Annotated in this window: 11 protein-coding genes; 9 read left to right on the forward strand and 2 right to left on the reverse strand. The window is 70.9% G+C overall.

Translation table 11 applies throughout. The features are described from left to right. Window positions 1-48 precede the first annotated feature (48 nt). From BLA60_RS23320 to BLA60_RS23350, 7 genes are all read left to right on the forward strand, one after another. Entirely contained in the window at window positions 49-3,948 is a 3,900-nt protein-coding gene (locus BLA60_RS23320; protein ID WP_075135100.1) for a S8 family serine peptidase, read from the forward strand. A 286-nt stretch (window positions 3,949-4,234) separates the two neighbouring features. Continuing rightward, a complete protein-coding gene (locus tag BLA60_RS23325) occupies window positions 4,235-4,543 on the forward strand; it encodes an urease subunit gamma (protein ID WP_075135101.1) in 309 nt (102 codons plus the stop codon). A gap of 39 nt (window positions 4,544-4,582) precedes the next feature. Beyond that, on the forward strand, window positions 4,583-4,951 hold the full coding sequence (locus BLA60_RS23330; RefSeq protein ID WP_075135102.1) for an urease subunit beta: 369 nt from the start codon (window positions 4,583-4,585) through the stop codon (window positions 4,949-4,951). Then, the gene (locus tag BLA60_RS23335) at window positions 4,948-6,675 is read left to right on the forward strand and encodes an urease subunit alpha (protein ID WP_075135103.1); all 1,728 of its coding nucleotides are present in this window, start codon (window positions 4,948-4,950) and stop codon (window positions 6,673-6,675) included. The genes BLA60_RS23330 and BLA60_RS23335 overlap by 4 nt, the downstream gene beginning before the upstream one ends. Then, complete coding sequence (locus tag BLA60_RS23340; RefSeq protein ID WP_075135104.1) at window positions 6,675-7,370, forward strand: urease accessory protein UreF; 696 nt, start codon at window positions 6,675-6,677, stop codon at window positions 7,368-7,370. The genes BLA60_RS23335 and BLA60_RS23340 overlap by 1 nt, the downstream gene beginning before the upstream one ends. After that, window positions 7,360-8,070 carry an urease accessory protein UreG gene (gene ureG / locus BLA60_RS23345; RefSeq protein WP_075135105.1) on the forward strand — a complete coding sequence of 237 codons (711 nt, stop codon included), beginning with the start codon at window positions 7,360-7,362 and terminating at the stop codon, window positions 8,068-8,070. Before BLA60_RS23340 ends, ureG begins: the two co-directional genes overlap by 11 nt. A gap of 3 nt (window positions 8,071-8,073) precedes the next feature. Then, window positions 8,074-8,817, forward strand: a complete 744-nt coding sequence (locus tag BLA60_RS23350; protein ID WP_075135106.1) for an urease accessory protein UreD — start codon at window positions 8,074-8,076, stop codon at window positions 8,815-8,817. On the opposite strand, the gene BLA60_RS44895 is transcribed toward BLA60_RS23350, so the two are convergent. Next, window positions 8,810-9,805: a hypothetical protein gene (locus BLA60_RS44895; RefSeq protein ID WP_211288822.1), complete on the reverse strand. Its 996-nt coding sequence runs from the start codon at window positions 9,803-9,805 to the stop codon at window positions 8,810-8,812. The genes BLA60_RS23350 and BLA60_RS44895 overlap by 8 nt on opposite strands. Before the next feature lie 224 nt (window positions 9,806-10,029). Here BLA60_RS44895 and BLA60_RS23360 point away from each other — a divergent pair, with 224 nt between their 5' ends. Both BLA60_RS23360 and BLA60_RS23365 read left to right on the forward strand, forming a co-directional pair. After that, window positions 10,030-11,262, forward strand: a complete 1,233-nt coding sequence (locus BLA60_RS23360) for an FAD-dependent monooxygenase (protein WP_245812104.1) — start codon at window positions 10,030-10,032, stop codon at window positions 11,260-11,262. Window positions 11,263-11,273: 11 nt separating this feature from the next. After that, window positions 11,274-11,792: an NUDIX hydrolase gene (locus BLA60_RS23365; protein ID WP_281257473.1), complete on the forward strand. Its 519-nt coding sequence runs from the start codon at window positions 11,274-11,276 to the stop codon at window positions 11,790-11,792. 13 nt (window positions 11,793-11,805) lie between these two features. Here BLA60_RS23365 and BLA60_RS23370 read toward each other — a convergent pair whose 3' ends face one another. Continuing rightward, window positions 11,806-12,843 (reverse strand): GH25 family lysozyme, encoded by a 1,038-nt coding sequence (locus tag BLA60_RS23370; protein ID WP_075135109.1) that lies wholly within the window; start codon window positions 12,841-12,843, stop codon window positions 11,806-11,808. Window positions 12,844-12,846 lie beyond the last annotated feature (3 nt).

Here is a 12,846-nt window from a genome sequence, read left to right on the forward strand (position 1 = left end):
CCCCGATGCCATTTTTGGGAGTACGTAGTGAAGATGGGAAGTACCACAGTGAGACGCGGTGCCGCCGCGCTCGCCACGGCCGCAGCGCTGGCGGTGGCGGGCCCGGTGCCGGCGTCCTCCGCCGCACCGCCGACCGACAGCGGCGGTCTCGACAGCTCCGGCATGGACAAGCTGGCGTCCTCGTTGCTGACCGGGTTCGAGAAGTCGGGAGGCGCGTCGCAGGACTTCTGGGTGTCCTTCGACGACCGCGCGGACCTGACGGGCGCGGCCGAGATCGAGAACTGGGCCGAGCGGGGCCAGTTCGTGGTGGACCGGTTACGGGACACGGCGAAGAAGGCTCAGGCCGACACGGTGTCCGCCTTGGACGCCGCCGGGGTGGACTACAAGTCCTACTGGGTCACCAACGCGATCCGGGTGCACGGCGGCGACATGACGCTGGCCGTGCGACTGGCCGGCGAGGCCGAGGTGGAACGCGTGTTCGCGCCCGTGGCCTACGAGCGTCACGAGCCGGTGGAGCAGAAGGTCACCGGGAACCGGCTGAATGCGGCCGAGGTCGTCGAGTGGGGCGTGTCCAACATCAAGGCCGACCAGGTGTGGGAGCGCTACGGCGTACGCGGCGACGGGATCGTGGTCGCCAACATCGACAGCGGTGTGCAGTTCGACCACCCGGCGCTGGTCTCGTCGTACCGGGGGTACGACGCGGAGAAGGGCTCGTTCGACAACGACTACAACTGGTTGGACGTGTCGGGCTCGTCGTCGTATCCCAACGACGGGCACGGGCACGGCACGCACACCATGGGCACCATGGTCGGCGACGACGGCGCGGCCAACCGGACCGGTGTCGCGCCGGGCGCCAGGTGGATCGCGGCGAACGGCTGTTGCCCGTCGGACCAGGCGCTGATCGACTCGGCGCAGTGGATGCTCGCACCGACCAAGGTGGACGGTACGGCGCCCGACCCGGCGAAGCGGCCGCACGTGGTGAACAACTCGTGGGGCAGCGACGTGCCGACCAATGACCCGTTCATGGAGGACATCCTGACCTCGTGGGCGGACGCGGGGATCTTCGGTGTCTGGGCCAACGGCAACGACGGCGCGCTCGGTTGCGAGTCCTCGGGGACGCCGGGCAGCCGGACGATCAACTACTCGGTCGGCGCCTACGACTCCGCGAACGCGATCGCACCGTTCTCGGCGCGGGGACCGGGGCAGGACGGCGAGGTCAAGCCGAACATCACCGCGCCAGGCGTGAACGTGCGGTCCGCGATTCCTGGTAACCGCTACGGCACCATGTCCGGCACCTCGATGGCCACGCCACACGTGGCGGGAGCCGTGGCCCTGCTGTGGTCGGCCGACCCGTCGCTGGTCGGCGACCTCGACCGCACCCGACAGCTTCTGGACGACACCGCGACGGACACCGCCGACGACCAGTGCGGCGGCACCACCGACGACAACAACGTCTTCGGCGAGGGCCGGTTGGACGCGCTGGCGCTGGTGAGCGCCACGAACCAGGCCGAGCTCGGCGAGGTGACCGGCACGGTGACCCACGACGGGACCGGTGAGCCGGTGCGCGGCGCCGCCGTGCGGCTCACCTCCGGCGACCTGGTGCGCTCCGTGCGCACGGCCGACGACGGCTCCTACGGCGCGAACGTGCCGGTGGGGGAGTACCAGGCGACCGTGACCGCGTTCGGTTACGAGACGACCACGGTCGCCGTCACCGTGACGGCCGGCCAGACCACGAACACCGACGTGCGCATGCCAGCGGTGAAGGGCTTCACGGTCTCCGGGAAGGTTCTGGACGAGGCGACCGGCAAGCCGTTGCCGGGCGCGAAGGTCACCGTCGCCGGCACCCGGTTCGCCACCACCACCGGCGCGGACGGCGGCTACTCCGTGCCGAACGTGCCGGGTCCGGCCAGCTACCTGCTCACCATCGACGGCGGACGATGCACGACCGGTCCGCTGCACCGCGGCATCGACCTGCGGGGTGATCTGACCGTGCCGACGATCAGGGCGCCGCGCCAGATCGACACCGCTATGGCGGATGGCTGGTGGGACGGTCCCTACGGATACAGCTGCGTCCAGGAACCGGTCGAGTGGATCGGCGGTGACACCGAGATCGAGCCGCCGACCTCCACCTGGGGGGCGACGAAGCTGACGATGCCGTTCGGGTTCACCTACTACGGCCAGTACTTCGAGACGCTGTACGTGAACTCGCACGGTATGGCGAGCTTCTCCAGCTACGGCGAGGAAACCAGGATCAACTTCGGAGTGAAGGCGTTCTACTCGACCTTCGTCGAAGATCCGGACTCGAAGATGTACACCAGGTCGGCCGGGCAGGCGCCGAACCGCACGTTCACCGTGGAATGGCGTGAGCACGCGATGGCGAGCTACGCCGGGCTGGTCACGGCCGCGCTGACCCTGCACGAGAACGGCGACATCGTGTTCGCGTACAAGGATCTCGATCCGAACAACCTGGGTGAGTTGGGTGCGGCGGCCGAGATCGGCCTTGAGTCGCCCAGCCCGGACCTCCAGGCCGGGAAGCCGAACGCGCTCACGCTGTCCCACTACGAGCCGGTGCTCAACGACGACTACCAGTACCACTTCTCGTTGCCGTCGGCCGGCACGGCCATCGGCAAGGTGACCGACCAGAAGACCGGCAAGCCGATCCCGGGGGCCACGGTCGACCTGTACGGCCCCACCGGCAAGTTGGTTCGTCGCCAGCTGACCGACGACGCCGGCCGGTACCGCGCCGAGTTGTTCACCGGTCAGCGCTACCGGATCACCGCGGTCGCCCCACCCGGGTTCACCGTGGTGTCCAGCAAGGACGTCACGACGACGGCCGACCGGGGGGTGATCACGGTCAACCACGCGTTGGGGTCCGGCGGTTTCGACGTCGGTCAACGAGAGCTGAGAATCCGTGCCGGGGACACGAAAGCCCTGCGCGTGACCAACAGCGGACGAGAACAGCTCGACTGGTACGCCACCGCGCGGGTGCCGGGGTCGGGTCCGGCGCCGGGAACCGCACTGGGCTCGCTCACGATGAACGTTGTGGTCACCGGTGTCGAAGAGGTGAACGAGACCTACTGGGTCAGCAGCGTGGCCAGCACCGGCGGGCAACTGGCCCAGGTCACCGCCAACGGCAGGCCGACCGGCAAGGTGATCGACACGGCGTCCGTGTCGAGACAGCTGGGGACCGCGACCCAGGTCGTTCCAGGCGACCTCACCTGGCTGCCCCGCCGGAACTGGTTGTGCATGAACGTCCTGCAACCGGTCACCGTGTCCGACATCGTCTGCGTGGACCCGAACTCGTCCACGGTGACGAGACGGATCCCGACGGGGATGCCCGCCACCACTCGTGGGGTCGGGTTGGCCTACGACGAGGACCGTGACCTGTTCTTCGTCGGCGTCGCCCACGTCAGGGCCGGCTACCAGCAGCGCATCCTGACGATCGAGGGCGTCGAGCACCAGGATCCCGGCACCACCGTGAACACCTGTCTGATCACCAGGCAGGCCCGGGGCCTCGGCTGGAATCCGACGTCGCGCTCACTGTGGACGACCTCCCAGCAGCTGACGGACTTCCCCGTCAAACAGCGCACCTGGCTGCGTCAGGTGGATCCGGAGACCTGTTCGGAGATCTCCGCGATACCCCTTGACCCGGCACAGGGCCTGTCGACCATGGGCCTGGACCTCGACCCGGAGGGCAACGCGGTCACCACGGTCACCGCCAGGTTGGGATTCAGCACGGTGGCAACGGGTGATCCGATCGCGAAGCGGGTTGACTGGTTGACCCTGTCTCCGGCGCAGGGCTCCCTCGACGCCAGGCGACGCCAGAACATCGACCTCACCGTGAACCCCGCGACCGTTCCCGACGGTGCGGACACGGTCGAGGTGGTGCTCCACGGGAACGGCGGCGCGACCCCCACGGTCACGATCCCCGTCACCGTGACCCGCTGACGAACCTGGCACGACGGCGCCCCCGGAACTCGGTTCCGGGGGCGCCGTCGTGCGTCGAGGACGGCAAACGGCCAGGACGCGGTCCGCGCCCTGGAGTTGGGGCGTCGGCAGAGCAGATCACGGCCCGTTGTCGCCGTCGAGCGGCCGGGGCGCAGGGGTCGACTCATCAGTGCCGAAGGTGGACATCCCGACGGTCGCGATTGGTGCGATCCGATGTGCGGACAATTTCTACCTGATCGAGTGACTACAGGGCTTTGTTCAAGGTCGGCGTCCTAGGGTTGCGGTCATGCATCTGGCTCCTCATGAGCGCGACAAACTTCTGGTGTATGTGGCGGCGAAACTCGCCGAGGAAAGATTGGCGCGCGGTGTTCTGCTGAACCACCCGGAGGCGATCGCGCTGATCACCAAACACATCCTCGAAGGTGCCCGGGACGGGAAGTCGGTGGCGACGCTGATGCAGACCGCGCGGTGTGTGCTCCGGGTGGGGCAGGTGATGGACGGGGTGCCGTCGATGATCGACGAAGTGCACGTCGAGGCCACTTTTCCGGACGGCACGAAGCTGGTCGTGGCGGAGAGCCCGATCCACCTGCCGTGAGTCCGGGTACCAGGTCCGAGGACGAGGAGTCGTGAACGCGTGAAACCGGGAGAAATTCTGCCGGGTAGCGGAGACATTCCGCTCAACCCCGGTGCGGAGACGATCGAGGTCACCGTGGACAACACCGGCGACCGGCCTGTTCAGGTGGGTTCGCATTATCATTTCGCGGCGGTGAATCCGGCGTTGAAGTTCGACCGGGCGGCGGCCTGGGGATTTCGGCTGAACATTCCGGCGGGGACCGCGAAGCGGTTCGAGCCGCGCCGCTACGGTCCGGTCGAACTGGTGCGCATGGGCGGTGACCGGGTCGTGCCCGGGCTGCGTCCGGAGTACGCGGGCGAGCTCGACGACCGGGGCGCGGATCCGACGCCCTACGAGTACGGCGCCAAGGGTGAGGGGCCGGCCCGGTGAGCGGGGCCGCGCCCACCCCGCGCGACAAGTACATCGACCTGTTCGGCCCGACCACCGGCGACCGGATCAGGCTCGCCGACACCGACCTGTTCATCCAGGTCACCGCGGACCTCAGCCAGGGCGCCGGCTCGGGCGACGAGGCGGTCTTCGGCGGTGGCAAGGTGATCCGCGAGTCCATGGGCCTGTCGAGCCGGACCCGCGCCGGCGGCGGCACCGTGGACGTGGTCATCACCGGCGCGGTCGTGCTCGACCACTGGGGTGTGGTGAAGGCCGACGTCGGGATCCGCGACGGCCACATCGTCGGGATCGGCAAGGCCGGCAACCCGGACGTCGACCCGTCGGTCGACCCCGCCCTGGTCATCGGACCGTCCACCGAGGTCGTCGCCGGCAACGGGAAGATCCTGACCGCCGGTGGGGTCGACTGCCACGTGCACTTCATCTGCCCGCAGACCGCCCAGCTGGGACTCGCCTCGGGGCTGACCACGTTGATCGGCGGCGGCGCCGGACCGGGCGAGGGCAGCAAGGCCACCACGGTCACCGCCGGCCCGTGGAATCTCGCCCGGATGGCGCAGGCGCTGGACACCCTGCCGGTCAACGTCCTGTTCCTCGGCAACGGGTGCTCCACCAACCCGCGGGCGCTGCGCGAACAGCTCACGGCCGGGGCCGGCGGCCTGAAGATCCACGAGGACTGGGGCGCGACGCCGGCCGTCCTGGACATGGCGCTGCGGGTGGCCGAGGAGACCGGGATCCAGATCGCGCTGCACGCCGACACCCTCAACGAGGCCGGGTTCTACGAGTCGACCCGCGACGCGATCAACGGCCGGTCGATCGCGGTGTTCCACGCCGAGGGCGCGGGCGGCGGGCACGCCCCGGACATCGTCAAGGTCGCCGGGCTGCCGAACGTCCTGCCCTCCTCGACCAACCCGACCCGCCCGCACACCGTCAACACCGTCGACGAGCACCTGGACATGGTCATCGTCTGCCACCACCTGAACAAGGCGCTGGACGAGGACATGGCCTTCGCCGCCAGCCGGATCCGCGCCGGCACCATCGCGGCGGAGGACGTGCTGCAGGACATGGGCGCCATCTCCATCATGAGCTCCGACGCGCAGGCGATGGGCCGCATCGGCGAGGTCGTGTCGCGAACCTGGCAGACCGCGCACGTGATGAAGGCCAAACGCCCCCACGAGGAGAACCAGGGACCGGCGGACAACGTGCGGGCCCGCCGCTACGTCGCCAAGTACACGATCAACCCGGCCATCGCGCACGGCATCGACGCCCACGTCGGGTCCGTGGAGGTCGGGAAGATGGCCGACCTCGTGCTGTGGGACCCGAAGTTCTTCGGCGTGCGACCGCACGTCGTGCTCAAGGCCGGGTTCGCCGCCTGGGCCGCGATGGGCGACGCGAACGCGGCCATCCCCACCCCACAGCCCTACCTCGGCCGGCCGATGTTCGCCGCCCAGCCGCGCGCCGCCTCGGCCAGCAGCGCGTTCTTCGTCGCCCCCGGCGCGGACGTCGCCGCGCTGCGGGACCTGGGGGTCACCGCCGACCTGGTGCCGATCGGGAGCACCCGTGACGTCGCCAAGGAACACATGAAGGAGAACTGCGCGACACCGCTGATCGAGGTCAACCCGGACACCTTCGCCGTCACCGTCGACGGGGAACGCGTCGTCGAGAACCCGGTCAAGGCCGTGCCGATGGCCCAGCGGTACCACCTGTTCTGATGCCCACCATCCGCAACGGGCTCGCCGTCCTCGCGCTCGCCGACGCCCGCCTGCCCAACGGCGGCCACGTGCACTCCGGCGGCGTCGAGCAGGCCGCCGCCAGCGGTCTGGTCACCACCGTCGAGGACCTGCGCGAGTTCCTCTACGGGCGGCTGCGTTCGGCGGGGTTCACCTCGGCGGTGTTCGCCGCCGCCGCCACGCACGCCGCCGCCAACGGCGAGGTCGACTGGCTGGTGCTCGACGCCGAACTCGACGCCCGCACCCCGTCGCCGGCCCAGCGCGAGGCGTCCCGCGCGCAGGGCCGGGGCCTGGTCCGCGCCGGTCGGGCCGCCTGGCCATCGCCGGCGCTGGACACCCTGGTCGCCGTCACCGGCCGGCCGCACCACCCGCTCGTGCTCGGGGTGCTGGCCGCCGCCGCGGGCACCGAGCCGTGGGCGGCGGCGCTGGTCGCCGGCTACCAGTCGGTCAGCGGCCCGTCGTCGGCGGCCGTCCGCCTGCTCGGACTCGACCCGTTCGCGGCCAACGCCGTGCTGGTCGACCTGTCCGGGGAACTCGACCGCCTCGCCGACACCGCCGCCGCGCTCGCCCACCTCCCCCCGGGGGACCTCCCGGCGCCCGGGTCACCGGCGCTGGACCTGCTCGCCGAAGCACACCACCACCATCACCGAGAAGAGGTGCGTCTCTTTGCCTCCTGACGGCCACCACCCGCACGGCCACCGTCACCCGGTCTCGTTCGACCCGACGGTCACCGACCACGACCGCCACGAACCAACGCCCCTGCCCGGGCGGCCGTTCCGGCTCGGCATCGGCGGGCCGGTCGGGAGCGGCAAAACCGCGCTGACCGCCGCCCTGTGCCGCGCGCTGGGCCCCGACGTGAACCTGGCCGTGGTCACCAACGACATCTACACGACCGAGGACGCCGACTTCCTCCGCGCCGCCGGTGTCCTGGACCCCGACCGCGTCGAGGCCGTCCAGACCGGCGCCTGCCCGCACACCGCCATCCGCGACGACATCACCGCCAACCTCGACGCCGCCGAACGCCTCCAGGAACGCCACCCCGACCTCGAACTGATCATCATCGAGAGTGGTGGCGACAACCTCACCGCCGTCTTCAGCCGGGGTCTGGCCGACCGGCAGATCTTCGTCGTCGACGTCGCCGGCGGCGACAAGGTGCCCCGCAAGGGCGGCCCGGGGGTCACCACGGCCGACCTGCTCGTGATCAACAAGGTGGACCTGGCCGAGCACGTGGGCGCCGACATGACCGTCATGGTCGCCGACGCCCACCGCATGCGCGGGGACCGGCCGGTCACCACCCAGTCGCTCACCCGCACCCCCGACGCCCCGGACGTCGCCGGCTGGGTGCGTCAGCAACTCGCCGTCCCTCTCGGCGTCTGACCCGTGCGATCCGAGGCGATCCTGGAGGTCGAACGACTCGCCGACGGCACCACGACCATCCGGGAGCTGCGCTCCGAACCGCCGACCCGGCTCATCCCGCGCCGGTCGGCGGTGCCCAGCCGCGACGGCGGCGTGACCGTCCGCACGGTCGCCTCGGCCGCCGGCCCGCTCGGCGGTGACCACCTGCGCCTGCGGGTCCGGGTCGGGGCGGGCGCACACCTGCGGCTCATCGGCACCGGCGCCACCCTCGCCCTGCCGGGGCCCCACGGTGAACCCAGCACCTCGACCGTCCACCTCCGGATCGACCCCGGCGGACGACTCGAGTACCTGCCCGACGAGACGATCGTCTGCGCGGGCGCGGACCACCACACCGAACTCCGCGCCGACATCGCCGCCGGCGGTGAGTTCCGCCAGCGCGAGATCCTCATCCTCGGCCGGCACGCCGAACCGCCCGGCCGGCTCACCACCGGCACCTACCTCACGCGCGCCGGACGCCCCCTGCTGCGCCAGACCCTCGACCTCACCGACCGCAGACTCCTGGCCAGCCCCGGCTACCTGGTCGGCAACAAGGTCCTGGCCACCGAGATCGTCGTCGACGACCGGACCCCGCCGGGCCCCGCCGCGGGCGACGGGTGGTCACTGACCCCGCTGGCCGGCGGCGGCGCCCTGGCCACGGCGCTGGGCCCCGAGCATGTGACCGCCGTGCACCGGCTCGCCGCCGCGCTCGACGGCACGCGCCTCAGGTGAAGACGGTGGTGGTCAGGATCTTGGTGACGGTGTCCTGGACCGGCTTGGTCAGTTCCCGCTTGTCGCCGTCGCAGCGGACGTGGACCAGCAGGTTGCCCTTGCGGAACATGAAGTACATCAGGACCATCACGCCGTTGTGGCGGGGGACGGTGCCCAGGCCCTCGTCGATCTGGGGGCCGAGGTTGTCGACGGTGTTCCGGTCGTCCTTGAGGTCGAAGACCCTGGCCGCGGTGCCCTCCAGTTCCTTCTTGCGGTCCGCGTAGGACTTCGCCGCCTCGGTGTTGTCGGAGACGTAGACCTCGATCGTCCTGCCCGCCACGACGTAGTCCGACCAGTAGACGGTGGCGAACTCGAACGTGAGCTCCTCACCCAGCTCCGCCGGCACCTCCAGGCTGAACGGCACCACCGGCGGCGCCTGGTCGATCGGGCCCTTGCCGGTCAACGTCGTCTCGTCGAACTGGACGCTGGTGAACACCTGGTCGCCCAGGTCCAGGACGTCCTCGGGCAGGCCGTCGGCGGTGGGGGCCGACATCGTCAGGGTCACGGTGACCGCGCCCTTGGCGGCGATGTAGAACCGCTGCGTCGTCGGCTCCTCACCGGGGTCGTCGAACGACATGTCGCCCCAGTAGCCGGGCACCCCGTCCACCTCGAACTCGGTGGGCTGGACGTTCTTCTCCTTCCACAGCTCCATGTTGCTGTCGAGCAGCTCGGAGTCGTCGCGCGCGGACTCCTGGACCCGGAACCCGATCATGAACTCGACCGGGTCGAGCGTCGTCGTGTACAGGCCGGTCAGGTAGTGCTGCCGGAAGCTCTCGACCTGCTCACCGGCGTCGAACGTGATCGGCGGCTGGCCGTACTCCGGGGTCATCCTGACCGGCTCGGCCGGCGCCCCGCCGCCGTCCGACGAGCCAAGCGGCACCGCCGTGCCCGACACCTGGGTGGCGCAGCCGGCGGTCACCAGCGACACCACCGCCGCCAGGGCCGCCACCACACGCGACGTTGACCTCATCTGGTTACCAGCGCTTCCTGATCGGGGACCGTCCCGACATGGTGCCCGGTCGGTCCCGCCCGGCGCAGTCGTTCCGCTGTCCTCGCGCTGTCCCCGCGCGCTCACACTCCACAGAGGAACCGTGCGGGGTCGCGACGTCACAATCCGTCGAGCTGTCTCGTCGGTGTACCGGAGAGCTTCGGCACACAGGTGGGAGACGACAGGTGGCGACAGACACAACGACCGGCGGTCGCGCGCTGGTGGTCGGCCTCGGGGTGAGCGGGATGGCCACGGCGCTGCGGCTGCGGCAGATCGGCTGGACGCCGGTCGTCGTCGAGCGGGCCGCGCGCCGGCGCGCGGGCGGGTACTTCATCGCGATGTTCGGCCCCGGGCTGGCCTCGGCCAGACGACTCGGGATCCTCGACCGGCTGGAGAACAAGAACGCGGGCGGCGTGTCCTTCGACGTCGACCGGGCCGGGCGGCGCAAGCCCGCCCTCAGCTTCCAGGACTTCCCCGGCCCGCCGTGGCTCATGCGCCGCGGTGACCTGGAACAGGCCGCCTACACCGCGCTGCCCGACGACGTGGAGATCCGCTACGGCACCGAACCGACCGCCATCGCCCAGGACGCCGACGGGGTGGACGTCACGCTCACCGACGGCGCCGGCGACACGGTCACCGAACGGTTCGACCTGGTCGTCGGCGCCGACGGGCTGCGCTCCACGGTGCGGCGGCTGGTGTTCGGCCCGCACGAACGGCACCTGCGCCGCCTCGACCACATGGCCGTCGCCTTCCAACTGCCCGGCCCGCTGCCCGGCCACCGCGGCGACGACGGCGTCATCATGCTCGAACCCGGCCGGTCGATGTGGGTGTTCCCGTTCCGCGACAACCCACCGACGGTGTTGCTGAACTACCGCACCGACGACGTGGACGCCGAGTTCACCCGCCCGCTGGAGCAAAGACTGCGGGAGGTCTTCGGGCCGGAGCCCACCGGCGCGGCGCTGGGGGCGGCGCTGGACGCGCTCGGCTCGGCCGACAACGTGCTGTTCGACTCGGTCGAGCAGGTGCACCTGGACAGCTGGCAGCGCGGCCGGGTCGTGCTCGTCGGCGACGCCGCCTGGTGCGTGACGCTCTACTCCGGCATGGGCGCCTCGTCGGGCATGGCCGGCGCCGACCTGTTGGGCACCATGCTGGCCCGCCACCCCCGCGACCTGCCGGCGGCCCTGGCCGGCTGGGAGCGGCGGCTGCGCCCGCACATCGAGTTCCTCCAGCACAACGGCCAGCAGATGCGCAACCTGTTCGTGCCGCCACACCGCGGCCAGATCCTGCTGCGCCGGATCATCGTGCGGCTCAGCCGGTTCCCGCTCACCGCCCCGCTGATGACCATGGTGCGCGACCGGGGCAAGGTCGGGCGGATGATGCGGGCGGACTTCGCCCACCCCGACCCGGTGTACGCGTAGGGTCGGGGGTCGTGACGGAACGGATGCCCGACGACCTGCCGGTGGTGGAACGCACGGCGGTGCGGGTCGTGGTCATCGACGTGCGGGACGCGATGCTGCTGTTCCACACCCGCCAACTCCAGTACCCCGAGCACGGCACCTGGTGGGAACTTCCGGGCGGCGGGATCGACCCGGGGGAGACCTACGCGCAGGCGGCTGTCCGCGAACTCCACGAGGAGACCGGGATCGTCGCCGAGGCCGCGCGGATCGGCACCCCGAACTGGCGCCGCCGCGCGACCTTCAAGCACCGGGGGGAACGGCGGCTGCAGGACGAGGTGATCGTCACCCTGCGGCTGCCGGTCCCCGGCCCGGACCTCGACACCTCCCGGCGCACCGACTACGAGCTGGAGGACTACTTCGACCACCGCTGGTGGCCGGTGACCGAGGTCCTCGCCAGCACCGGGAGGTTCTACCCCGGGCGGCTGCCGGCCCTGCTGGGCCCGTTCCTGGCCGGCGAGCCGATCGAGGAGCCGTTCGAGGTGTGGTCCTGACGGTGGTCACCACTCAGTCGTAGACGTCCTGGTTGAGGAACCGGGCGAACGCCCGCCACGAGTTGGGCCCCATCACGCCGTCGACCGGCCCGGTGTAACCCCACTGGGCGCCCAGCCGCTGCACCGCCGACCAGGTGTTCACGCCCGGAACGCCGTCGACCGGCCCGGTGTAGCCGTACCCGCGCATCGCGCGTTGCAGCGCCATGTACGTGTACTGGCCGGGGGCACCGTCGATCGGCCCGGTGTAGGACCACTCCAGCGACAGCCAGTGCTGGGCCCGCTGCCAGAACACCGGCCCCGGCACGCCGTCGGTCTCGGTGGTGGTCTTGGGCAGCTTCGCCGGCTCGCCCGGGGTGACCACGTCGAACGCGCCCGGCCTGGCGACGTTCAGGTCGACGCGCAGGCCGCCGACCGTGCCCTGGGAGGTGTACTGGTGCGCGCTCCAGCCCGGGTACGCCCCGCCGAGGTTCGGCTCGCCGGGGTAGCTGCCGTTGTTGGCGCCCCAGGACGCCACCCACAGCTTCGCGCCGGTGGCGATGGTGCGCGGCCACGAACCGGCCCGCAGCGCGGAGGAACTCATGTACAGCCACGGCACGTGGTCGCCGATCCGGTCGTGCACGCGGGTGAAGAACGCGGCCACCTCGGCGTCGGTCCACAGTCGGGTCGAGTCGTCGAGGATCTCGTTGTCCAGGGCGATCACGTCACCGCGCCGGTAGTCCACCAGGTTGTTCACCAGGTGGTCGGCCGCCTGCCCCGGCGTGGAGAAGTCGCCGGTGACCCAGTAGTGGCCGACCCGCAGGCCGGCCGCCCTGGCCCCGGTGACCTGGGTGGCGTAGTGCGGGCTGGTGTACGGGCCCTCCCGCAGTTGCGAGCCGCCGGCCTTGACGATCACGAACTCGTGGCCGTCGGCGCGGGCCCGCGCGAAGTCGATACCGGCCTGCCAGGTGGACACGTCGATGCCGGTGACGACGTCGGGTGGCAGCGCGGCGGAGGGAACAGCGGTCGGTGTCGCGACGGCGATCGCCGCCGCGACGAGTGTCTGTGCCAGCACGGG

The sequence above is a fragment of the Actinophytocola xinjiangensis genome (assembly GCF_001921215.1).
GTDB classification, from domain to species: Bacteria; Actinomycetota; Actinomycetes; order Mycobacteriales; family Pseudonocardiaceae; genus Actinophytocola; species Actinophytocola xinjiangensis.